Consider the following 22599-nt stretch of genomic DNA (forward strand, 5'->3'; position numbering starts at 1 on the left):
AAACGCCCGCCCCGGCGGCCGGTTCCCGCGCAAAGGGCCATCGAAGACGGGTTCGGGAGCTCGTCTGCATCCGGCGCGGTGATCAGCTTCCTCGACAGCCTGTGCCGGCACCGCTATCTTTGCTGCATGAACCTCGTCCGCCGTACCATCGAGATCGACGCAACCACCGATACTCGCCTGTCCGAGATGGCGGCCGAGCGCGGCCAGGACATCGCCGCAGTTCTTGCGGAAGCCGTGGCGCTGCTTGATTCCGTGATCGACATCGCAGGTCCCGATATTGCCGAGGACCGGCGGCGCCTCGATACATTCAAGCAAACGGGTCTCGCCGTGCCCCTGAATGAGGTAAAGGCGTGGGTCGCTAGCTGGGGATCGGCAGAGGAATTGACACCTCCGGCTCCGCGAAAGCTTCGATGATCCTGTTTGCGCCCGAGGCCATATCGGACCTCGAGCGCGTCAGAACGTTTCTCGACGAGCGCAATCGCGACGCGGCACGACGTGCACTCTCTGCGATTTGGACGGCGATCGATCGGCTGCAGGAGTTTCCTGACATGGGGCAACCAACGCGAGATGCCGACATCAGGCAGATCGTCGTGCGGTTTGGGGCATCTGGCTATATTGTTCGCTATGCTCTCATGCCGCAGTCGAACGATATCCTGATCACTCGCGTCTGGCATGGTCGCGAGGCGCGGAGCTGAGACCACAGTCCCTTACGAATGAGCCTGTGGCGAACGGATCGCCTGGTGACGGGCGCGTTATCACGGCGGATCGACGCTGATCCGCCGTGAGACGATTGAAACACGCAGAGCTGAGATCACGGCTACATCACGCCACGGGACATCATCAGATGCGTCGTATCGTACTTGAGCCGTTCGAGCGCGCGGTGCGCGGCGAGGTGCTCGATGTCGCTTCTGCTCAGGCCGATGTCCAGCAATTGGGCCTCGCTCAGGTCGCGCAGATGGGCTCTCAACTTCCGCCGCCGGCGGCTCTCCTGAAATGCCTGCCAGGACTGCCCGAGCCAACTGATGAGGCCTGCCGCTGCGCCTGGCGGCGCCGCCGCATCCTTGTCGGACACGACACGCAGCGCCGGGGTGGGCGCGTTGGGGCGCGGCGCAGCTTGGGCAGCGCCCGTCGCGTTCGTTTTGGCGATGACATGACGAACCACACTGAGCGGCGCAGCATCGCGCGCGGTCCCGGCGGTGAGATGGGTCTGAGGTGGCATCGGTCGCTCCTGCTTTGTGATGCCGGCAGGGAGCGTGGCCCAACAAAAAGGCCCCGTCCGATGCCGGCGGGGCCTGGTGGAATGATCGTGTCGTCGAAATCCTAGCGCACGACTCCTCCCACGGCCCGGCTACGGCGGGTCGTATTTTTGCGGTAGGAATGGCGCACGACGTTGATCATGATTTGCAAGTACCACGAGAATTGATCGAGATCAAGCCATGTAGTTCCTGCGCGCACAACTGAGCAGCCATGCGAGGCTCGTATCCCGCCGAGCTGCGCGCAAACGATCTCTCCAGCAGAAGAGTGCCGAGAGAAGAGCGTGATCTCACCTCCGTCATTGCGAGCGCAGCGCGCAGCGAAGCAATCCAGGGGCGTGGGCGGGACCCTGGATTGCTTCGCTTCGCTCGCAATGACGTCGTGGCTCAGCATCTCGCGCTATCGGCCAACCATCCCTAGCTCTGCATCTCTACGGTCCGCAGCCGGCTACATTCCCCTGCGCGAGACCAGATGTCGCGGGTTGTCCCTCAAGCTCTCGAGCGTCCGCAACGCACTGATGTGTTCGATCTCGGCGCGCGTGAGGCCGATGTCGGTGAGCTCGCGTTCGCTCAGCTCGTACAGACTTGCCCGCACGCTCTCCCGGCGTTGCCACTCTTGCATGGCGCGCCAGCACCAGCCGATCAGGCGGATGATGAGCCAGGTCGGCCTGGCCGGCGGGCCGGCCGCGTCCTTTTCCGACAACACCTCTCGCAAGGCTGCGATCGGCGCGTCGGGCTGCGTCGATGGCTGCAAACTACTGATCGCGTCGGTGGCTGAAGCGATCGAGAGATCGACATTGAGTCCTGACAAGTGCCCGGAGTCGATCGCCGGGTTGATCTGATGCGGTAGCATCCTACGCTCCTGCTGTTGTGCCGGCAGGGAGCAAGGGCCAAACGAAAAGGCCCCGTCCGATGCCGGCGGGGCCTTGGTGAGAACATCGCGTCGTCGATCTCCTAGCGCGCGACTCCTTCCATGGCCCGGCCGAAGCCGGTCATGCGATCGAAGTGGGCGATGCGGGTCGATGTGCTCATGAGACCTGGATACCACCGATATCGGACAAAATCAAGAGATGTTCCGCATGACGGCACATCTCTGGCGGGAGTATTTCGAGCTGATGACTTTGCGACGTGTCGTAGGGCGGATGAGCGTTTGCGTAGTCCGCCATTTCACGGCCAGACAAGCGGCGGATTACGCTCTGCTCATCCGCCCTACGGCGCTGATGATCAAACTTGCAGACTGATCTCGTGGTTGCCGCCATTCCGCCGATCCGATAGCGTCACCGTCACTCCAGCCTTGAACACCGGCAGCTTGCGCAGGTGGTGCTCGATCCTGGCCAGATCGAATGCCCCATTGGAAAACACCTCCGCATTCGGACAGAACGTGATTTCCGTCCCACGCCTGGGCGTGCCATCCACGATCTCCGCGTCTCCGACCATGGTCAACGGCGCCTCGCAACGGCCGCGGCGGAAGCGCATGCCATGCTCCTTGCCGTTCCGCCAGATGCGCAGTTGCAGCCACTCCGACAGCGCATTGACCACGAGAAGCCACGAGGGCTGACGGAACGCGTAGTCAAGACGCGTCATGATAAATTCGACGGCTGGGATGCCTTCCGATGGATGTATTTCGGTCGGAATGCCGCGGCCATTGTCGCGGATCGTCACCGAACCGTCGGCATTCAGAGCAACGTCCAGCCGATCACCGAACCCGGCGAGCGCCTCATCCACGGCATTGTCGACCAGGATTTCGATCATCCGGTGCAACCCCGTGCCGTCGGTCGTATCGCCGACATACATCCCGGGGCGTCGTTGGACGACGTCGATACCATCCAAAGCCATGTGATCCACCCATCGCGATTGTCGTCAAAAGGACGCTACCGATTACGCTGCGATAATAATCTGTCCTACCGACCCAACGGTCGTTCGGGGCATCCGCTTGCAACCCACCTCGCAGCATCGCCCCAACCGACGACGAAGTCGTGGTGATTATGGCAGAGGAGGTAACTGGCATCCCTGTCGGAGACGTAAAATTCCATTGGCGGGCACTCCTCCAGGACACGTAGCAGATCCGCACCGCTACGGAATGTCCACCACGCGCTCGCCCGCGCCACAAACAACACACATTCGCTCCTGCCGACATAGGTCGGAATGAGTTGCCATCCCTCTGTACTGTGCAGGCCTTGAGGCGCCTCGAGGTTGTCCCAAGGCGCATGACTGAGAACATTCGCGCCGAGGCGATTGCGTAGCAGTGCCGCCATTGCACGCCGCTGCTTGTCATCGAGCAAAGCAGCGACGACCTTTGTTTGGTGGATTGCTAAAGAGATACAATCAGACATCGTGATGCGGTGCCAGCTGGCCCGAATATCGCTTTGCAGTTGGTCCAGCGGATCGCGCAGCGCTGATCCGTCCTACACAGCTGTCTCGCCTCCACCAAACTCGACGGAGACCTCCAGGACAGACGAGCGCAGCATCGTCCGGTCTGCGGACCTACGGCGCCGCCCGGGCGGGTCTAAAACGATCCACGATGAAGACGGCCAACCACCCCGCGACGCCTCCCATGAGTGCCAACGTCGAGACATTGCTCTGAACACTGAAAGCTTCGAGGATCAGGACGCCGCACAACATCAGCACGCCAGTCAGGGCACCAACTAAAACACTCACACGGATCGGTCTCATACGCCCACCTCCTGAGAACATGTGGCGCTCCGGGCAAATCTAGCACGACGGGCAAAACAGATCACTCACGGAGTCGCCCGCCGCACGACATCGGCCGAAATCGAAGCAACCCTCCAGCATCGGCTCCCTGCCGGACCGGCATGAACGAGCGCTGCGCCGAGAAACTCATTTTCTCAATCGCATCAACTGGATCATGTTGATCGGCCGCCGTCAGCCGAAGATTCTTGTTTCGTTTTTACAGAATTCATGCTATCCCTCCCTCATCCCACCTCGCCAAGAGGGGCGCATCGCGATCGTCACGAGCGTGAGGTGGGTTGCGGTGGGCGTGTCGGGGTGCAGCGTGGTTGATCCGCGCGGACGAACATCCTGGTGCGCACGGTGAAGCCGTGTGGTCCTGGCCTCCCGACGCTGAGGCCAAGTCGGCGCTTGCGACGAGCGCGCTGATGACGGGGGCAAAAACGCCGGTCCCCGGGGAGAGCGCGGAGTAAGCCGTAAAGCCATCGCGCAGGGAGGGCCGGATGTCCGGTCCGTACCTGTGGTTCTGCCGCGTGCTTTTTTTGCTGCACGCGGACCATGGGTGCGACCCGCACCCGGCCTTCCCTGCGCCCTCTGTTCTCGATGAGGGTTTTGATGGGCACAACTCGGGCGCGGAGGCGCGGCGAGGATGATGAGCTATGTCCTGCAGTCTGTTGCCACACACCCGCTGTCATTCCGGGGCGCCCGAAGGGCGAGCCCGGAATCCATACTCCCGAGCCGTGGTTTGGCGAAGGCAGTCGCCACTGGCACCTCGCGACACACATCGGTTCGTGGCTATGGATTCCGGGCTCGCGCTACGCGCGCCCCGGAATGACGATGGGGAGACAGTGGTGGCCACTCGCGACCACCGCATACGCAGCAGCGTTCTGGCGATGAAGAAGCCCTGCCCTCTATCGACCCCTGCCCGCGGCCTGCGGCAGGAACGACGGCTGATGCGTCGGCGCGATCGCGACCGCGCGGTTGCGGCCTTCGTTCTTGGCGCGATAGAGCGCATTGTCGGCACGCTTCATGACGTCGGCGACCGGCTCGCCCTTCTGCTCCAACGTGGAGATGCCGATCGAGACCGTGACCTCGATGCGCTTCTCGCCCTTGTGCACCGAGAACGGCTCGTTGGCGACCGAGCGGCGCAGGCGCTCGGCGACCATGCCGGCCACGTGCAGATCGGTCTCCGGCATCACGATGACGAACTCCTCGCCGCCATAGCGACAGGCGAGATCGATGCCGCGGATCGACTTGCGCACCCGCATCGCGAACTCGCGCAGCACGTCGTCACCGGCATCGTGGCCGTAAGTGTCGTTGATCGACTTGAAGTAGTCGATGTCGAGCATCATCAGCGCCAGCGGCTTGCCGCGGCTCGCGGCCTGGTCGGCGAGCGTCGCCAGATGCGATTCCATGTAACGGCGGTTGTGCAGGCCGGTGAGCGCGTCGGTGATCGCCATCTCGATCGAGTTCTGGACGTTGTCGCGCAGATGATCGGTGTAGCGGCGCTTGCGGATCTGGGTGCGGGCGCGCGCCATCAGCTCGTTCTTGTCGACGGGACGCAGCAGATAGTCGTTGACGCCGATCTCGAGGCCGCGCAGCAGGCGGGAATTGTTCTCGGCCTCCGCAATCGCGAGGATCGGCACGTGACGGGTCCGCTCCAGCGAGCGGAGCTGGCTGCACAGCCTCAGGCCGTCGAAGTCGCTCAAATCGAGCGACACGATGACGAGGTCGTAATTGCCCTCCGCGGCATTGAACACGGCCTCGGCCGGATTGGGCTCGACATCGACGGAATGCTCGGCTGCGAGCATCGGGCCGAGCCGCTCGTAGGACGAGGGACGATCGTCGACCAGCAGCACCCTGCCGCCCTTGCCCGTATCGGCGACGGCATTGCGCTCCGGCGCCTGCACGCCGATCTCCAGCGAGGTGAGCGCGCGCATGCGCAGCTCGTCAGTCATCATCTTCAGCCGGGTCAGCGAGCGCACGCGGGCGATCAGCACGACGTCGGAGACGGGCTTGGTCAGGAAGTCGTCGGCGCCGGCCTCCAGGCCGCGCACGCGGTCGGACGGGCTGTCGAGCGCCGTCACCATCACCACCGGAATGAAATGCGTCGCAGGGTTCGACTTCAGCCGGCGGCAGACCTCGAAGCCGTCCATGTCCGGCATCATGACGTCGAGCAGGATGATGTCGCATTCGGCGCGCTGGCAGATCTGCAGCGCTTCGGCGCCGTTCGAGGCGGTCAGCACGTCGAAATATTCGGCCGACAGCCGCGCCTCCAACAGCTTGACGTTGGCGGGGACGTCGTCGACCACAAGGATGCGCGCGGACACTGCAGAAACTCCTCAGCCGATAAAACGTCGCACGGTTTCTATGAATTTTCCGACCGAAATCGGTTTAGAAAGATAGGCTTCGCAGCCACCCTCGCGGATGCGCTCCTCGTCGCCCTTCATGGCAAAAGCTGTCACCGCGACCACCGGGATCGCGCGCAAATCGGGATCGTCCTTGATCCATTTCGTCACCTCCAGGCCGGAGACCTGTGGCAACTGGATGTCCATCAAAATCAGGTCGGGCCGGGTCCGGCGCACGATGTCGAGCGCCTCCACGCCGCTGGAGGTGCCGGACGTCTGGTAACCGTGGGCCTCCAACAGATCGCGGAAGAGCTTCATGTTGAGCTCATTGTCTTCCACGATCAGGACGGTCTTGCCCATCCGCCCCTCCGAATCACTGACACCGGCATGTCCTCCGGTGGACCTCTGTCCACCGCTACTGATCTAATTCAAACTAGCCCCAGATTCGTTCTAAGCCGTTAAGTCGGTATTCGATCTTTCCCCCCGGATGGTTTCCACTTGCTTGAACCAACTCAGAAGACTCGGGCATGATGCCCGCAAAGTAGAGACGACAAGTTAATGGAAAGGCAAATGCCAAGTTGAAAAAGCGTTCTCAAAATCCGCGCGAAGTCGCTGAAATCGTTGCGGTTCAGGCCCTTTCATTCCTGGCCTCGGAACCCGAACGGATCGGCCGTTTTCTGGCCGAGACCGGGATCGGGCCCGAAACCCTGCGCTCGTCGGCGGCCGACCCGAATTTCCTGGCCAGCGTGCTCGATTTCGTGCTGCGAGACGACGAGACGGTAAAGGCTTTTGCCGAAAGCTCCAAGTTACATCCCACCAATATCATGGCCGCGCGGCAGGTATTGGGCGACCGGCAGTGGGAGCGCGACGTGCCGTGAGCACGCCCGCGCCAGAGGCAGCGTCGCGCGCGGTGTCCGGGCCGGCCTGCTTCTGCCGCGACTGTCTGTCTGACCTCGGCCCTGCCGCCCGCCGCTGCACCGCCTGCGGCTCGCCCCGGCTGGTGCGACATCGCGGCCTCGCGACGCTGACGCTCGCCCATATCGACTGCGACGCGTTCTATGCCACCGTCGAGAAGCGCGACAATCCGGACGTGGCGGATCGCCCCGTGATCATCGGCGGCGGCAAGCGCGGGGTGGTGTCGGCGGCCTGCTACATCGCCCGCACCTATGGCGTGCGCTCGGCGATGCCGATGTTCAAGGCGCTCGAACTCTGCCCGTCGGCGGTGGTGATCCGCCCGGACATGGCGAAATATGTCCGCGTCGGCCGCGAGGTGCGGCAGGCGATGCTGGCGCTGACGCCGCTGGTCGAGCCGCTGTCGATCGACGAGGCGTTCCTCGATCTCTCCGGCACCGAGCGCGTCCACGGCATGATCCCGGCGAAGGTGCTGGCGCGCTTCGCCCGCGAGGTCGAGCAGTCCATCGGCATCACGGTGTCGGTCGGACTGTCCTGCAACAAGTTCCTCGCCAAGATCGCCTCCGACCTCGACAAGCCCCGCGGCTTCGCCGCGCTCGACCAGGACGAGGCCGTGACGATGCTGGCGGAGAAGCCGGTCGGCTTCATCTTCGGCGTCGGTCCCGCCACGCAGCAGCGCCTCGCCAACCACGGCTTCCGGGTCATCGCCGACCTGCAGCGCGCTGACGAGATCGACCTGATGAAGCAGTTCGGCGGCGAGGGTCGCCGGCTATGGCGACTGGCGCGCGGCCTCGACAACCGCAAGGTGGTGGCCGACCGCGGCGCCAAGACGATCTCGAACGAGACCACCTTCGACAGCGACATCCGTGACTACGCGACCTTGGAGAAGGTGCTGTGGCGCCTGTCGGAGAAGGTGTCCGCGCGGCTGAAGGCGAGTCAGCTCGCCGGCTCGACCATCACGCTCAAGCTGAAGACATCAGACTTTCGCCAGCGCACCCGCTCACAGTCGATCGCCGCGCCGACCCAGCTCGCCGGCAGGATCTTCGCCATCTGCAAGGAGATGCTGGCGCGCGAGACCGACGGCACGGCGTTCCGCCTGATGGGCGCCGGTGTCAGCGCGCTGTGCCCGGGCTCGGAGGCGTCCGACACCGACATGCTCGACCGCCGCTCGGCGTCAGCCGAGCGCGCGATGGATGCCTTGCGCAAGAAGTTCGGCCAGACCGCGGTCATCCGCGGCATTGCCTATGATGGGCCGGAGGAGACCGCAGAGGAGACGGAATGAGGCCCGCCTCAGTTGCTGCAGGGCTTGGCGTCCTTCGCGTCCTTGACGTCGAACTTGCCAAGCGCGCCGGAAATGACGAAGTCGTTGTAGTCCAGCACGAGCGCGCGCGAGACGCCGTTCTCGTACAGCTCGAACGACATGGCATAGACCGGCGTCTGCTCGCCCTCGGTACGCTTGGCGTCGCGGTCATAATAGCTGACGGTGACCGGCCAGCGCGTCAGCGTCTTCATCTCGCTGTTGTCGGTCGAGGCATCGGGTTTGGCCGCCGCCTTGTCGCCGGGCACGGCCGCGCCGATCACGGTCAGCGTGTTGTAGACCTTCTCGCCATTGTCGGAGCCGTCATAGACCGACAGCTCGAGCAGCGACTTGCCCTCGCGCGCGGCGGCGATGATGCGCTGGATCTGCTCGGTCGGAAACACGGTAGAGCCGTCGAGCGTGAAGGTCTTTGCTTCCGGCTGCTTGAGCTTGACCGTGATGTGATCTCCGGTGCGCTCGGCCATGCCGTCGACGGGGCTCGACGCCTGGTCGTTCATCCGCGAGTCGATCTTGAAGCGATAGCTCTTGCCGGCGCCATCCTCCCAGGCGGTCGAGCGCAGGTCGCTCAGGGTGACCTTGCCTTCGCCGAGGTCGAGCTCGGAGACCTGACGGAATTCCGACGTGTAGCCCGTGCAGGCATTGCCCGTGAAATTGTAGAGGATGCGTCCGCGGGCGCTGTTGACCGGGCTCGATCCACGCGACTTCACCAGGCTCAGATCATACAGCGCCTGATGCGGCAGGAACGGCACCGCCGCCCCGGCCTGGGCCGGACCAAGTGTAACCGCCGCGATCGCCAGCGCGCCCATCGACAGTCGAAACGAATGAGCCATGAGTTTTCCTCGGGGGACGTATCGTTGAACCGTCACATTAAAGACCGCCGCAATACGTCGCAACTGCGGCTGGCTCACGGAAACGTGCGAAAGCGGCACCAAGTTAACGACGGCTCGGGCTGCTTGCATGTCACTGGCAACTGCGCCAAACAGGGCCGCGGTCCGGCACGGGACCGGCGCTCACGCGACAGAATGGGGATTTGAGATGGCGGGTACGGTTGAACAGACTCTGGCGGCACAAGGCATCACATTGCCGGCGCCGAAAGCTCCGGTGGCCAATTATGTCCCGTTCGTACGCACCGGCAACCTGCTGTTCGTCTCCGGCCAGGTCTGCCTCGGCGGTGACGGCAAGCTGATCGCAGCCGGCAAGCTCGGCGCCGGCGTGTCGCTCGAGGATGGCTATGCGGCCGCCAAGGGCTGCGGCGTCAATTTGCTGGCGCAGGTGAAGGCGGCCGTTGGCGATCTCGACAAGGTCGTGCGCGTGGTCCGGCTCGGCGGCTTCGTCAACTCGGCCCCCGACTTCGTCGATGGGCCGAAGGTCCTCAACGGCGCCTCCGACCTGATGGTCGCCGCCTTCGGCGACAAGGGCCGCCATGCCCGCACCACGGTCGGCGTCTCGTCGCTGCCGTCGGATGCGGCGGTCGAGGTCGAAGGCGTGTTCGAGATCGCGTGAGATTGAACTGAAAGACAATGGACGGGGCGAATGCGCGCACCTGACTGGCTGACGGCCCGCCCCGTCGCCCACCGCGGCCTTCATGATGCAAGCCGGGGCATCATCGAGAACATGCCGGCCGCCGCCCGCGGCGCCGTCGCGGGCAACTTCGCCATCGAATGCGACATTCAGTTGTCGGCCGATGGCGAGGCGATGGTGCATCACGACTACGAGCTCGGCCGCCTGACCGAAGGCTCCGGCTACCTGATCGAGAAAACCGCGGCGGAGCTGAAGGCTGTCAGATTCAAGCAGACCGACGAGCGCATGATGACGCTTAAGGACCTCTGTGACCTGATCGGCGGGCGCGTCCCGCTGGTGGTCGAGGTCAAGAGCACGTTCCAGGGCGATCGCCGTCTGGTCCGGCGCATGGCGGAGGTGCTGTCGGCCTATTCCGGCCCGGTCGTCGGCATGTCGTTCGATCCGAACCAGGTGCTGGCGCTGCGCGAGACCATGCCGAGCCTGACCCGCGGCATCGTCGCCCAGCGTACCTATCAGGACGGCTATTGGGCCAAGCTCACCCGGGAGCAGCGCGACAGCATGCTGCATCTCAAGCACGGCATGAGCACGCAGCCGCACTTCGTCGCCTATTGGGTCGAGCAGTTGCCGGCCCCTGCTCCCTGGATCGCGCGCAACGTGTTCGGCTGTCCGCTGCTGACCTGGACGGTCCGTACCCCGGAGCAGCGCGCCACCGCCGCGCGGTATGCGGATCAGATGATCTTCGAAGGGTTTACGCCGGAGACGTGACGTCGGTCTTGAAGTCGGTGCTGCGATGCACGATCTTGAGCAGAGCAATCCGGACGTCTCCGACGAGCGTTCCTTGCCAGACGCTTTTTCAAGGGTTCGATGGCAGCACCTGAGATCACGCTCGAAGCCGTTCCCGGGATCAGCGAGATTCCGGCGGAAGCCTGGGACGCCTGCGCCAATCCTGCCGGCCGCCTCCCGGCCGGCTCATCCGCCGCCTGCGGCCCCTCGTACAACCCGTTTGTCTCCCACGCCTTTTTGTCGGCCTGCGAAGCCTCCGGCTCGGCGACGATCCGCACCGGCTGGGCACCGCGGCATCTGGTGGCGAAGCTCGGCGACGAGGTCCTCGGTGTCGTGCCGTGCTATCTGAAATCGCATTCGCAGGGCGAATATGTCTTCGACCGCGGCTGGGCCGATGCCTATGAGCGTGCCGGCGGCCGCTACTACCCAAAGCTCCAGGTCTCCGTGCCCTTTACGCCTGCGACCGGGCCACGGCTCTTGATCCGTCCCGACCAGGACCGGGACGTGATCGGCAACGCGCTCGCACAAGGATTGAAGGCGCTGTGCGGGATCAGCGAGGCCTCCTCGGTCCACGTCACGTTTGCACGCCAAGCCGAGTGGGAGCTGCTCGCCGCGCAGGGCTTCCTGCAGCGCACCGACCAGCAGTTCCACTGGCATAACCAGGGTTTCTCCACCTTCGACGATTTCCTGGCGACGATGAACTCGCGCCACCGCAAATCGATCAAGCGCGAGCGGCGCGATGCGCTGGCCGCGGGGATCACCATCCATTGGCTGACCGGCAAGGACATCACCGAGGACGCCTGGGACGCGTTCTTCGACTTCTACATGGACACCGGCTCGCGCAAATGGGGCCGGCCGTATCTCAACCGCAAGTTCTTCTCGCTGATCGGCGAGAGCATGGCCCAAGACGTGCTGCTGGTGATGGCCAAGCGCGAGGGACGCTGGATCGCCGGCGCGATCAACTTCATCGGCTCGGACACCTTGTTCGGCCGCAACTGGGGGGCCATCGAGCACCACCCGTTCCTGCATTTCGAAGTCTGCTACTACCAGGCCATCGACTTCGCGATCCAGCACAAGCTCGCCGTGGTCGAAGCGGGCGCGCAAGGCGAGCACAAGATCGTGCGCGGCTACCTGCCGCAGACCACCTACTCCGCCCATTACATCGCCGACCGCGGCCTGCGCCGCGCGATTGACGATTATCTCAAGCGCGAGCGCGCCTATGTCGAGCAGGCCGGCCGCGAGCTTGCCGAATCCGGCCCGTTCCGCAAAGGCATGGACGAGCAATCTTGACCGGCGGCATGGGGCAATGAGAGTAAGGCGCATAACGAGGAACCGCTGAAGGACCTGCCGATGACCGCCTACGATCCGCAAAACCCGTTCGCAAAGATCCTGCGCGGCGAATTCCCCTGCGTGAAGGTCTATGAGAACGACCACGTGCTGGCCTTCCTCGACATCATGCCGCGCGTCCCCGGCCATACGCTGGTGATCCCCAAGGCGGCGGCCCGCAACATCCTTGATATCACCGAGGAGGACTACCTCCACGTCGGCCGCGCCGTGCGCACCATCGCCCGCGCCGCAAAGACCGCCTTTGCCGCCGACGGCATCACCGTGCAGCAGTTCAACGAGCATGCCGGCGGCCAGATGGTGTTCCACCTCCACGTCCACATCATGCCGCGCCACAACGGCGACAGCCTGCTGCCGCCGGCGAGCCGCAAGGAGGACCCGAAGGTGCTGGAGGAGAACGCCGCGAAGCTGATCGCGGCGCTCAAGGGCTGATCAGGCGTCGTCGAGGCCGATATCGAGCGCGGCCGATGAATGCGTGATCCAGCCGACCGAGATCAGGTCGACACCCGCTGCCGCGATCGCCGGCGCGGTGTCGACATTGATCCGGCCCGAGGCCTCGGTGATCGCCTTGCCGCGCGCCATGCCGACCGCGCGATCGAGCTCCGCCGGCGTCATGTTGTCGAGCAGCACCGCGTCGACGCCGAGCGCCAGCGCCTCCTCGAGTTGCGCGAGGTTGTCGACCTCCACCTCGATCTTCACGAGATGGCCGGCATGAGCCTTCGCCCTCGTGATCGCCGCCTCGATGCCGCCGGCAATGGCGATGTGGTTGTCCTTGATCAGCACGGCATCATCGAGCCCGAACCGGTGGTTGCCGCCGCCGCCGGCGCGCACGGCATATTTCTCCAGCGCGCGCAGCCCCGGCGTCGTCTTGCGGGTGCAAACGATCTGCGCCCGCGTCCCCTTCACTGCCGCGACAAGCGAAGCGGTCGCGGTGGCAACGCCGCTGAGATGGCAGAGGAAGTTGAGCGCAACGCGCTCGCCGGTCAGCAGCGCCCGCGCCGGGCCGCTGATGGTGGCGATGACGTCACCCGGCGCGACGGCGCTGCCGTCGCCGCGGATGATCTCCATGCGGACCTCGGGCGAGACGGTCTGGAACGCGCAACGCGCAACGTCAAGCCCCGCGATCACGCCTTGCTGGCGTACCTTCAGCTTGAGAGACGCACGCTGCTCCGCAGGCACGATCGCATCGGTGGTGATGTCGCCGGCGCGGCCGAGATCCTCCAGCAGCGCCATGCGGACCAGCGGCTCATAGAGCAAGGGCGAGAGTGGATTGAGGGTCATGATGCGACGCTCCTGAACGAGGGACGCTCGGTCTCGGCGATCTCCCGCGCAGCGGCGATCGCCGAGGACAACGTGAGGCGGGACGGCTGCGCGACGGGCAGCGTGTCGGGACAGTCGGTGCGGCAATGCCCGCCGCGGCTCTCCTCGCGCGCATGGGCGGCGACGGCCATCATCAGGCCCACAAGGGCTGGATCGGCGGCCGCCCCTGCAACCGATGCGAGCGGGAGCAATCCCTGGATTGCGGCTGCCATGCCCTCGCGGTCACGCAGCACGCCGAGCGCTTCGGATAGCAATGGACGTATGGCTGCGGGATCGGATGCGGCTGGGATGGCTGCGGCCTCTACGGGCTTGGCTGCGTGCGGCGGCGTGCCCGCTACGCTCCCCGCCACCCATTGTGCGCAGACGATCGCTTCCATCAGCGAGTTGCTGGCGAGCCGGTTGGCGCCGTGCAGGCCGGTGCGGCTGGCCTCGCCGCAGGCCCAGAGACCATCGACGGTGCTGCGCCCCATCGCATCAACGGCGACGCCGCCCATATGGTAGTGCACGGCCGGCCGCACCGGGATCGGATCGACGGCCGGATCAATCCCGGCCATGCGGCAGAACGCGGTGATGACGGGATAGCGCGCGGCGAACGCCGCACCCGGCTTCTCCCGCGCATCGAGGAACGTCCGGTGACCCGCCGCGCGATGACGCCAAACCGCCCGCGCCACCACGTCGCGCGGCGCCAATTCCGCGCCGGGCTCGTCGGCCATGAAACGCATGCCGGTCCCGTCGATCAGCACCGCGCCGTCGCCACGGATCGCCTCGGTGAGCAGCGGCAGCGGCCGCGACGGGCCGTCGAAGGCGGTGGGATGAAACTGCACGAATTCGAGGTCGGACAGCACCGCCCCTGCCCGCGCTGCCAGCGCCAAGCCTTGCCCGAAGCAGCCCGATGGATTGGTGCTGTCGAGGAACAGGCCGCCGATGCCGCCGGTCGCGATGACGACGCGCGAAGTGGCGAGGATGATCGGCTCCTCGCCGCGCACTGCGACGACGCCCTGGATCGCATTGCTCTCGACGATCAGCCGACGCGCCTCGACGCCTTCCAGCAGCGTCACCGAGGGACATCGCCGGACAGCCGCGATCAGCGCGCGCATGATCTCGCGCCCGGTGCCGTCGCCGGTGGCGTGGACGATCCGGTTGCGGCTGTGCGCGGCTTCCAGGCCCAGGCGCCAGCGGCCGTCGGCCTCGCGGTCGAACGCGACGCCGAGTTGCGCGAGGCGATCGACCGCCGCCGGCGCCGCGTCGATGATGCGGCGCGCCGAGGCCTCATCGCACAGGCCCGCGCCGGCAGCGATCGTATCCGCCAGATGCAGCGCCGGAGCATCATCGTCGCCGACAGCGGCGGCGAGGCCGCCCTGCGCCCACATGCTCGACGCCTCCGCACCGAGCGGCGATTTCGACAACAGCACGACGGGTTCTGGTGCGAGTTGCAGCGCCGTCATCAGACCGGCGGCTCCGCCGCCGATGATCACGGGACAACCAACAAGATCAGACAGATTGATACTCATAGCGCCAGCATCCTTTCCACCGAACGCCGCGCGCGCACGGCCATTCCGGGATCGATCGTCACCTCATGCGTGTTGGTCTGGAGCGCATGACGGATGTTCTTCAACGTGATCCGCTTCATGTGCGGGCACAGGTTGCAGGGCCGGACAAACTCGATGTCCGGATACGCGACCGCGACGTTGTCGCTCATCGAGCATTCCGTCAGCAGCACCACCCGCGCCGGCCGCTTGAGACCGACATAGTCGGACATCGCCGCGGTGGAGCCGGCGAAGTCGGCTTCCGCCACCACCTCCGGCGGACATTCCGGATGCGCGAGCACGGTCACCCCGGGATGAGTGTCGCGCAGCGTGCGGACATCCTCGGCGCTGAAGCGCTCATGCACCTCGCAGTGGCCCTTCCAGGCCGTAATCCTCACCTTGGTCTGCGCGGCCACGTTGCGGGCGAGATACTCGTCCGGCAGCATGATCACGTGATCCGTGCCGAGCGACTCCACGACCGCAAGTGCATTGCCCGAGGTGCAGCAGATATCGGACTCCGCCTTCACCGCGACCGACGTGTTGACATAGGCGACCACCGGCACGCCGGGATGGCGCGCGCGCATCAGTCGGACGTCGGCGGCGGTGATGGATTCGGCGAGCGAGCAGCCGGCATCGAGGTCCGGAATCAGCACAGTCTTGCCGGGATTGAGCAGCTTCGCCGTCTCCGCCATGAAGTGCACGCCGGCGAGCACGATCACCTCGGCGTCGACCTTGGTCGCCTCGCGCGCCAGCAGCAGGCTGTCGCCGACGATGTCGGCGACGCCGTGGAAGATCTCGGGTGTCTGATAGTTGTGCGCAAGCACAACCGCGTTGCGCCGGCGCTTGAGCGCCAGGATGGCTTCGACATCCTCTTCGAAAACGGCCCATTCGGGCGGAGGGATCACACGCCGCAGGCGGTCAGGGAAAGGCGACGTCGGCGCGATCGCGGGCAGAACAAGCTCGGCCATTTATACTCTCCATGAGCATAAGATGACTTATACTTATTCTGAGCATAAGTCGTGTCAAGGGCTGGAGATCACGAGCGCGAGAGCGGCAGCTTGGTTCCGACCACCGCGCGTTCGGCGAGCACGCCCTGGCGGAAGCGGAACAGCTTGGCCGGCCGGCCGATCGTGTCGGCCGCCATTGCGCCAGTTTCCTCAACGAGTTCCTGCTGCTCGATGAGGCGGCGGAAGTTCTGTTTGTGCACCAGCCGTCCGGCCAGCGCCTCGACGCTGCGTTGCAATTGCAGCAGCGTGAATTCGTCAGGCATCAGCTCGAACACGACCGGACGATATTTGATCTTGGCGCGCAGCCGCGCGATGCCGGTGGCGAGAATGCGGCGGTGATCGCCCGTCATCGCGCGGCCGGGCACGACCGCTTCGCCGCCCTGCTCGCGCACGCTTTCCGGGATCAGCGCCGCCTCGTACAGCAGCTCATAGCGCTGCAGCGCCAGCTCCTCGTTCCACTCGCGGCCATCGAGCCCGAAAGTGATGGCGGCGCGACGCCATCGCGTCTTCTGCTGCGCCGGATCATCGGCTGAGCGCGCCCAGGCCTTCAGCTTCGGCGCGATGATCTTCGAAAGAATACCTGGCGGACCGTCGCGATGATCCTCCCAGGGGAAGTACTCGTACCAGGACGACCATTGCGCATCGACGCCCTCTCGCCCCTCTTCCTCGCGCGTCAGTCCGAGATAGCTGATGGAGATGCGGTGCGGCGCCTCCGGATCCCCCGAGCGGCCACGATCGGCGAATGTGTAGAGCTGCTCGACATAGCCGAGGGGATGGCCGGTCTGCGCCTCGACCCATGCGCGCAGGCCCATCTGCAGCGAGCGGTGCGCGAACTGGAACGGCCCGCTCGGCAACGCCGACGCGTGCTCGATCGTCATGATCCGGGGATCGCCGTCGGTCACCGCGACCAGCACGGCGACGAGATCCGCAGTGATCGCATCCAGCGCAGTCACGGTCTTCTGCGGCCGCTTGTTCACGTTCGCCATCGGGGATCGCTGGTCCTATTTGTCCTCGCCTGCCCCAGGCGTGAACACGCAATGATCCGGCTTCAGGTCGATCAGCGGCGTCTCGTCGAGACAGTCGAGGCCACGCACCAGCACGGTGCTCCCCTCCAGCGCGACGAAGCGGACGGTCGAGACGCCGATCGGATTGGGTCGCACCGGCGAACGCAGCGCGAAGGTCCCGCGGGTCTCGCCGTCATGATGGCGCGGGCTCTGCTTGACGAGGTCGCGGCGGGCGCGGTTCAGCCAGTACAGCACCTGGAGATGGCTGAAGCCGTCGATGCCCTGCAGCGCCGGCACCCAGGGCTCGAAGATCTCGAGCCGGCACACCGGCCCCTCAAAGCTGCCCTGGCGCGGCGTCTCCAGCCGCGAGGTCCAGGGCGTGCGGATGCGGCCGATGAAATACAGCGAAGCGTCTCGCGGCTGCGGCACGTCGACGGCGACTTCGCCCGGGCGCAGATCGGTATCTGTGGTCATTCCGGAATCCTCAGGTCTCCCGGCAATCTAGCCGAAGCCTGCGGCGCCGCAATTGCGGCCGCGCAATTCAGCCGAGCCACCATTTTCCGGCCAGCATGACAGCCTCGCCGCAGACCACCCCGGCGAAGATCGAGCGGCGGGTCACAAGGAACGCCGCGAGGCCGGCGACGACCGCGCCGTAGCGCAGGCCCCAGGGCACGCTGGCCAGCGCGCCCGGCGGCTGCACCAGGATCTGGGCGATGACGCCGGCCAGGATCGCGGTCGCCACCGCCTTGACCCACATCAGCAGGTCCGAGCCCTCGTCGAGGCCGCTGCCGAACCACAGGCCGAGCAGGCGCCAGATCTGGTTCGGGATCACGCCCGCCACCAGCAGCACAAGGAGAGCGTGCCAGTCGCCGATGAAGTCGCTCATGCCGCCTCCCGCCGCTCGCGCCATTTGTGGACGGCGAAGGCGAGCGTCCCGGCGACCACGCCGCTGACCAGGATGTCGACGCCGCTGTTGAGCCGCGCGGCCAGCGGATAGAGCACGAGACCGAGGCCCAGCGCCAGCACGTCGGCGAGTTCCTTGGCGTTGCGCAAGGTGGAGAACAGAAAGGCCAGCGGCGTCAGCAGAAGCACCGCCGCGCCGAAGGTCTGCGACAGGTTGGCCGCGAGCAGATAGCCGATGACGGTCGCGACCAGCGCGACGCCCATCAGCCCCGAGCCGAGCCCATGCACGAAAGCGATGCGGCGCTCGCGCGGCACATGCGGCAGGAAGCGATAGCATTCCACCCACAAGGTGACCGCGGTGAAATGCGCGATCAGCACCAGATGCCGCCGCTTGGTGTGGGGCGAGCGGATCAGCGGCAGCACCGCCACGACCATCGGAAACAGCCGGATCGCGCTCATGGTGACCGCGATCGCCGATTGCAGGATGGTCTGGCCGGAGCCGAGCGTCGACACCAGGATGATCTGCGCCGGCCCGGCCCAGACCAGCACCGTCGAGAGGATCGCCCAGAGCATGCTGAAATGCGTGTCGTGGGCGAGCGCGCCGATGCCGATGAAGGTGACGAACAGCACCACCGACAGGATGGTCGCCGACGTCGCGCGCAGGCCCCAGCCGAAGGCCTTCAGCGAACCATGCCATTGCGGCGAATCGAGCGGAGGGAGTGTCACGGGCGGCCCAGCGGAACGGAGCGCGATAAGGCTGGCGAAAACGCCCCCCGTCAACCGCCGCGGCACGCGCGCGGCTCTGCACGCGGCGCAAGCCACCTGCCCTCAAGCGCGGTTGCGCAGCACGAAACAGGCGCCGCCGGCGCCGCGGATACGGTTGCAGAGCGCATCCGCCTCGGCACGCGTGTCGGCGCCGATCCGCACCTGGTAGAAGGCGCGGTTGCCGCGCGTGCGCATCACCGAGGACAGCAGGCTGGGATCGCGATCGCCGATCACCGAGCCGAGCCCCTTGATCGCCCGCGCATACATCGCCAATGCCCTGTTGCGATCGAAGCCGGCCGCGAGCTGCACGCCCCAGGATTTCGCAGCCGCCACCGCGACATGCTGCTCGAGCTGGGTCACGAACGGGTTGGGCGCGCGCTTCAGCAGCGCCATCAGCTGATGGCACGAGGTCGGCCGCGCGCTCGGCGGCGTCTTGCCGCCCTTTCCTGCTGCCGCCCAATCGTCGATCGACGAGCCGGTGATGGCGGAGACGTAGTTGCGGGTCTCCCAGGGGATCTGTCCCTTGCCGCCGAGCCAATCCTGCACCCGGCGCGGGCCGGCATTGTAGGCGGCGGCTGCGAGGCCGAGATTGCCGAACTGAGTGCGCAGCTCAGCGAGAAACTCCGCCGATTTCGGCAGCGCCTGCACCGGGTCGAACGGATCGAGCAGTTGCCGCTCGCTGGCCGTGCCCGGCATGAACTGCGCGATGCCCTGGGCGCGCTTGCCGCTCCGCGTGACGGGCCCGACCGCATCGGTCTGAAAGCGGCTCTCCTGCCAGATCACGCGGGCGAAGAACTCGAGCGGCAGATCGTTCGCCTTGGCCGCGGATTCGATCATCAGGCAGATCGCCTCGCGCGTGCCGCTCTCCTTCGGCTCGGGGGTCTTTTCGGCGGCGTCCTTGAGATCGCTCTTTGCCGGAGGGGCACCGTCCACCAACGGCCAGACGGTCTCGCCCTCATTGGCCGCGACGGCAGAGATCGTCGCGACAAGGAGACAGATAACCACGCTCAGAGACTGAAAGGCGGCCGACAACGAAATGGGCATGGACACAATGAGAAATGGCCGGCCAGCTGCCGGCGAACCCCAACGCGGACAGACAAAGCCTCAGAGGCGATCCGGTTCCAAGAGGCCGCGAGGGCGCGGCGCCTTGACACACGGGCCCACGCCGCTAGCAAATCGATCATGGCTTCATGGAGCGCCCCCGATGACCGCCCCGACTGACGACAAGCTCGGCTTTGCGCCCGATGACGCCGCGCCGCTGGCCTACATGGCCCGCACGCGCGACTATTATCTCGCGATCGGCTACGATACGCCCTATCGCTGGGCCCACTACACCTCGGCGCCGTTCCAGCCCTTGCGCAAGCCGCTGGCAGACTCGCGAGTCACCATCATCACCACGGCCTCGCCATTCGACCCGGCCAAGGGCGATCAAGGTCCGGGAGCGCCCTATAACGGAAGCGCGAAGTTCTACTCGGTCTTTGACGGCGACACGTCGGCGCAGCACGATCTTCGCATCTCGCACATCGCCTATGACCGCGCGCATACGTCGGCGGAGGATTCCGGCACCTGGTTTCCGCTGCCGCAACTGATCCGGCTCGCACGCGAGGGACGCATCGGCGCGGTCGGGCCACGCTTCTTCGGCGCGCCGACGAATCGCAGCCAGCGTGTGACGATCGAGACCGATGCGCCCGACATTCTCGCACGCTGCCGCGCCGACGCCGTCGACGCCGTCGTGCTGGTGCCGAACTGCCCGGTGTGCCACCAGACCGTGACCCTGGTCGCGCGGCATCTCGAAGCCAACGGCATCGCCACCGTCGTGGTGGGTTGCGCGAAAGATATCGTCGAGCATGCGGCCGCGCCGCGCTTCCTGTTCTCGGATTTTCCGCTCGGCAATTCCGCCGGCAAGCCGCACGACCCGGCGTCGCAAGCCTTCACGCTCGAACTCGCGTTGCGTGTTCTCGAAGGTTCACCAGCCGCACGGACGACCGTGCAATCGCCGTTGCAATGGAGCGACGATCACGGCTGGAAGCGCGACTACAGCAATCCTGCCATGCTCGCCCCGGACGAACTCGCGCGGCGGCGCGCCGAGTTCGACGCGCAGAAGGCGATCGCGCGCGGGATCCGGGAAAAGCAGGCGTGAAAGACACACCTGCCCCGGACTCAGCGGCATTTTCCTTCGGAAAAAGCTGATTGCGCTTGCTCTCCCGTCCCAGTTGAGCTTGAGTTCCGCCGAGTTCAAGGGGGCAGTACCAAATGAGAGTTGTAGCGTTGGTGGCGCTGTGCGCCGCCCTGGGTGGTTGTGCGTCCGTCACACGCGGCACGACCGAGACGATCAGCGTGGCCTCGACGCCGTCAGGGGCGGAGGCGACGGTCTCCGGCCTCGAGGCGCCGATGACCTGCACGACCCCGTGCTCGTTCGTCGCCAAGCGCAATGCGGATATCTCCGTCACCGTCGAAAAGCCGGGCTATGAGACCCAGATCATTCCGCTGACGAAGGACATCCCCGCGGCAGGCGCCGCCGGCTTTGCCGGCAACATCATCGCTGGCGGCCTGATCGGCATGGGTGTGGACGCTGCGACCGGCGCGGCGACCGACCACAAGCCCAATCCGGTGATCGTCACCCTGCAGCCGAAAATGGCGGCCCCCGTGGCGCGAGCCCAACGGCCGCCGCGCCGGTCGGCGCCGCCGCCGGCACATCCGGAGGCCGGGACCTAGCGCGCCGTCAGCCGGCGGCAGCCTGAGCCTCGCCGGGCGCTACCGCATCGACGGGCAGTGCGAACGCCTCGACGCGATTGAGCGGTTTCTTATTGAGCAGCAGCCGCGTGACGTCGGGGCGCGAATAGTGCCCGGCCGGGTCGGCGGCGTTCTTAGCGATGCCGATCATGCCGAGGTCGATTTCGGCGATCAGCAATCCCTCCTGCTCCGGCGGCAGCTTCTCGACGAGCATGCTGCCGTCCGGGCCAAAGATCGCGGCATGGCCGCCGCCGACATGCAGCAGCGCGTGCTTGTCGGGCCGGTCGCAGAGTTCGTCGATCATCGCCTGAGAGACCGTCGCACAGGGCGCCAGCACGAAGCAGGAGCCTTCGACGGCATAGACGCGCGAGGCGGCGTTGTTGACCTCGGCGCCGAGCGCCGGCGCAAACGGATCGTACAGCGAGAAGCTCGGCCAGGACGCGACGTGCACCTGCTCGTTCTGCGAGTACATCGCGTATTTCGACAGCGGCTGCAGGTGCTCCCAGCAGCACAGCGCGCCGATCCGGCCGATATCCGCACGGTCATGCACGGCGAGATCGCTGCCGTCGCCCTCGCCGTAGACGGTGCGCTCGGCATGGGTCGGCCGCAGCTTGCGGCGCTTGGCGATGGTTTCGCCATCCGGGCCGATCAGCCATTGCGCGATGTAGAGGCTGCCGCCATCGCGCTCGGACAGGCCGAGCACGGCCGTCAGCTTCGCCTTGCGCACGGCGGCGCGCAGTGCGTCCGCCTGCGGGCTGTCATAGGCCAGCGAATTGTCGAAATAGCGCTGCACGAAGCCGCGGCCGATGCACCAGGCCGGCGAATCCATCCAGATGTGCCACGGATAGCCGGGGATGAAGACCTCCGGGAAGGCGATCAGCTTGGCGCCCTTGTCAGCCGCCTCCTCGATCAGCGCGATCGTCTTCTTGATCGAACCGTCCAGGTCGAGCCAGGCAGGCGCCGCCTGCACCACCGCGACCTTGTATTTCGGATGTGCCAGTCCCATCGCTCGTCTCCCCTCTGCCGGATCGGCGGCGCACAGCGCCGCGCCTCGCCAGGGAGTATTGACCTCGGCCGCCATTCGCGCTCGTCTTGGCGGGAACGAAAACTCGACTGCGGCCGGCGCAAGGCGGCCTGCCGGCCCGGAATTTGCTGCATTTCCGACCGTCCATTG

Annotated in this window: 25 protein-coding genes; 10 read left to right on the forward strand and 15 right to left on the reverse strand. The window is 65.8% G+C overall.

Features of this window, described 5'->3' with window-relative positions:
• The first annotated feature begins 78 nt into the window (after positions 1 to 78).
• A complete protein-coding gene (locus tag ACQR1Y_RS00615) occupies positions 79 to 414 on the forward strand; it encodes a hypothetical protein (protein ID WP_434878574.1) in 336 nt (111 codons plus the stop codon).
• On the forward strand, positions 411 to 695 hold the full coding sequence (locus ACQR1Y_RS00620) for a type II toxin-antitoxin system RelE/ParE family toxin (protein WP_434861685.1): 285 nt from the start codon (positions 411 to 413) through the stop codon (positions 693 to 695). Before ACQR1Y_RS00615 ends, ACQR1Y_RS00620 begins: the two co-directional genes overlap by 4 nt.
• 122 nt (positions 696 to 817) lie before the next feature.
• Here the strand turns inward: ACQR1Y_RS00620 and ACQR1Y_RS00625 are convergent, their stop codons facing one another.
• The 5 genes from ACQR1Y_RS00625 to ACQR1Y_RS00645 all read right to left on the reverse strand — a co-directional run bounded on the left by ACQR1Y_RS00625 (position 818) and on the right by ACQR1Y_RS00645 (position 6649).
• The gene (locus ACQR1Y_RS00625; RefSeq protein WP_434878573.1) at positions 818 to 1219 is read right to left on the reverse strand and encodes a DUF1127 domain-containing protein; all 402 of its coding nucleotides are present in this window, start codon (positions 1217 to 1219) and stop codon (positions 818 to 820) included.
• A 482-nt stretch (positions 1220 to 1701) separates the two neighbouring features.
• Positions 1702 to 2106, reverse strand: a complete 405-nt coding sequence (locus ACQR1Y_RS00630) for a DUF1127 domain-containing protein (RefSeq protein WP_434878572.1) — start codon at positions 2104 to 2106, stop codon at positions 1702 to 1704.
• A 371-nt stretch (positions 2107 to 2477) separates the two neighbouring features.
• Positions 2478 to 3089, reverse strand: coding sequence for an ATP-binding protein (locus tag ACQR1Y_RS00635; protein WP_434878571.1), 612 nt, complete (start codon positions 3087 to 3089; stop codon positions 2478 to 2480).
• Between the two features lie 1763 nt (positions 3090 to 4852).
• The gene (locus tag ACQR1Y_RS00640) at positions 4853 to 6271 is read right to left on the reverse strand and encodes a PleD family two-component system response regulator (RefSeq protein ID WP_434861681.1); all 1419 of its coding nucleotides are present in this window, start codon (positions 6269 to 6271) and stop codon (positions 4853 to 4855) included.
• Positions 6272 to 6283: 12 nt separating this feature from the next.
• Positions 6284 to 6649 carry a response regulator gene (locus ACQR1Y_RS00645; RefSeq protein WP_008964019.1) on the reverse strand — a complete coding sequence of 122 codons (366 nt, stop codon included), beginning with the start codon at positions 6647 to 6649 and terminating at the stop codon, positions 6284 to 6286.
• 218 nt (positions 6650 to 6867) lie between these two features.
• On the opposite strand from ACQR1Y_RS00645, the gene ACQR1Y_RS00650 reads away from it, so the two are divergent.
• Together ACQR1Y_RS00650 and ACQR1Y_RS00655 are read left to right on the forward strand one after the other, a co-directional pair.
• Positions 6868 to 7167 (forward strand): DUF3572 domain-containing protein, encoded by a 300-nt coding sequence (locus ACQR1Y_RS00650; protein ID WP_434861680.1) that lies wholly within the window; start codon positions 6868 to 6870, stop codon positions 7165 to 7167.
• Positions 7164 to 8483, forward strand: coding sequence for a DNA polymerase IV (locus ACQR1Y_RS00655; RefSeq protein ID WP_434878570.1), 1320 nt, complete (start codon positions 7164 to 7166; stop codon positions 8481 to 8483). The genes ACQR1Y_RS00650 and ACQR1Y_RS00655 overlap by 4 nt, the downstream gene beginning before the upstream one ends.
• 8 nt (positions 8484 to 8491) lie before the next feature.
• On the opposite strand, the gene ACQR1Y_RS00660 is transcribed toward ACQR1Y_RS00655, so the two are convergent.
• Positions 8492 to 9349: a cell envelope integrity EipB family protein gene (locus tag ACQR1Y_RS00660; RefSeq protein ID WP_434878569.1), complete on the reverse strand. Its 858-nt coding sequence runs from the start codon at positions 9347 to 9349 to the stop codon at positions 8492 to 8494.
• A gap of 205 nt (positions 9350 to 9554) precedes the next feature.
• Between ACQR1Y_RS00660 and ACQR1Y_RS00665 the strand changes: the two genes are divergently transcribed.
• From ACQR1Y_RS00665 to ACQR1Y_RS00680, 4 genes are all read left to right on the forward strand, one after another.
• A complete protein-coding gene (locus ACQR1Y_RS00665) occupies positions 9555 to 10022 on the forward strand; it encodes a RidA family protein (protein WP_434861677.1) in 468 nt (155 codons plus the stop codon).
• 30 nt (positions 10023 to 10052) lie between these two features.
• Positions 10053 to 10805, forward strand: a complete 753-nt coding sequence (locus ACQR1Y_RS00670; protein ID WP_434878568.1) for a glycerophosphodiester phosphodiesterase — start codon at positions 10053 to 10055, stop codon at positions 10803 to 10805.
• A 99-nt stretch (positions 10806 to 10904) separates the two neighbouring features.
• Entirely contained in the window at positions 10905 to 12113 is a 1209-nt protein-coding gene (locus ACQR1Y_RS00675; RefSeq protein WP_434861675.1) for a GNAT family N-acetyltransferase, read from the forward strand.
• A 60-nt stretch (positions 12114 to 12173) separates the two neighbouring features.
• The gene (locus ACQR1Y_RS00680; RefSeq protein ID WP_434878567.1) at positions 12174 to 12599 is read left to right on the forward strand and encodes an HIT family protein; all 426 of its coding nucleotides are present in this window, start codon (positions 12174 to 12176) and stop codon (positions 12597 to 12599) included.
• On the opposite strand, the gene nadC is transcribed toward ACQR1Y_RS00680, so the two are convergent.
• The 8 genes from nadC to ACQR1Y_RS00720 form a co-directional block, all read right to left on the reverse strand.
• Positions 12600 to 13448: a carboxylating nicotinate-nucleotide diphosphorylase gene (gene nadC, locus ACQR1Y_RS00685; protein WP_434878566.1), complete on the reverse strand. Its 849-nt coding sequence runs from the start codon at positions 13446 to 13448 to the stop codon at positions 12600 to 12602. It lies immediately after the preceding gene.
• Complete coding sequence (locus tag ACQR1Y_RS00690; RefSeq protein WP_434878565.1) at positions 13445 to 14998, reverse strand: L-aspartate oxidase; 1554 nt, start codon at positions 14996 to 14998, stop codon at positions 13445 to 13447. Before ACQR1Y_RS00690 ends, nadC begins: the two co-directional genes overlap by 4 nt.
• Positions 14995 to 15981, reverse strand: a complete 987-nt coding sequence (nadA, locus tag ACQR1Y_RS00695; RefSeq protein WP_434878564.1) for a quinolinate synthase NadA — start codon at positions 15979 to 15981, stop codon at positions 14995 to 14997. Before nadA ends, ACQR1Y_RS00690 begins: the two co-directional genes overlap by 4 nt.
• A gap of 68 nt (positions 15982 to 16049) precedes the next feature.
• Complete coding sequence (locus ACQR1Y_RS00700; protein ID WP_434861671.1) at positions 16050 to 17006, reverse strand: NUDIX hydrolase; 957 nt, start codon at positions 17004 to 17006, stop codon at positions 16050 to 16052.
• A gap of 15 nt (positions 17007 to 17021) precedes the next feature.
• Positions 17022 to 17498, reverse strand: a complete 477-nt coding sequence (gene tsaA, locus ACQR1Y_RS00705; protein ID WP_434861670.1) for a tRNA (N6-threonylcarbamoyladenosine(37)-N6)-methyltransferase TrmO — start codon at positions 17496 to 17498, stop codon at positions 17022 to 17024.
• A 67-nt stretch (positions 17499 to 17565) separates the two neighbouring features.
• Positions 17566 to 17910 (reverse strand): AzlD domain-containing protein, encoded by a 345-nt coding sequence (locus ACQR1Y_RS00710; protein WP_434861669.1) that lies wholly within the window; start codon positions 17908 to 17910, stop codon positions 17566 to 17568.
• Complete coding sequence (locus ACQR1Y_RS00715; RefSeq protein ID WP_434861668.1) at positions 17907 to 18653, reverse strand: AzlC family ABC transporter permease; 747 nt, start codon at positions 18651 to 18653, stop codon at positions 17907 to 17909. Before ACQR1Y_RS00715 ends, ACQR1Y_RS00710 begins: the two co-directional genes overlap by 4 nt.
• 102 nt (positions 18654 to 18755) lie before the next feature.
• Entirely contained in the window at positions 18756 to 19736 is a 981-nt protein-coding gene (locus ACQR1Y_RS00720) for a transglycosylase SLT domain-containing protein (RefSeq protein ID WP_434878563.1), read from the reverse strand.
• A gap of 160 nt (positions 19737 to 19896) precedes the next feature.
• On the opposite strand from ACQR1Y_RS00720, the gene ACQR1Y_RS00725 reads away from it, so the two are divergent.
• Both ACQR1Y_RS00725 and ACQR1Y_RS00730 read left to right on the forward strand, forming a co-directional pair.
• Positions 19897 to 20832 carry a glycine reductase gene (locus tag ACQR1Y_RS00725; RefSeq protein ID WP_434878562.1) on the forward strand — a complete coding sequence of 312 codons (936 nt, stop codon included), beginning with the start codon at positions 19897 to 19899 and terminating at the stop codon, positions 20830 to 20832.
• 113 nt (positions 20833 to 20945) lie between these two features.
• Complete coding sequence (locus tag ACQR1Y_RS00730; protein WP_434878561.1) at positions 20946 to 21407, forward strand: PEGA domain-containing protein; 462 nt, start codon at positions 20946 to 20948, stop codon at positions 21405 to 21407.
• A gap of 7 nt (positions 21408 to 21414) precedes the next feature.
• Here ACQR1Y_RS00730 and ACQR1Y_RS00735 read toward each other — a convergent pair whose 3' ends face one another.
• A complete protein-coding gene (locus ACQR1Y_RS00735; RefSeq protein ID WP_434878560.1) occupies positions 21415 to 22431 on the reverse strand; it encodes a carbon-nitrogen hydrolase family protein in 1017 nt (338 codons plus the stop codon).
• Between the last annotated feature and the right edge of the window lie 168 nt (positions 22432 to 22599).

Source organism: Bradyrhizobium sp. HKCCYLRH3099 (genome assembly GCF_051167855.1).
In the GTDB taxonomy this organism is placed as follows: domain Bacteria; phylum Pseudomonadota; class Alphaproteobacteria; order Rhizobiales; family Xanthobacteraceae; genus Bradyrhizobium.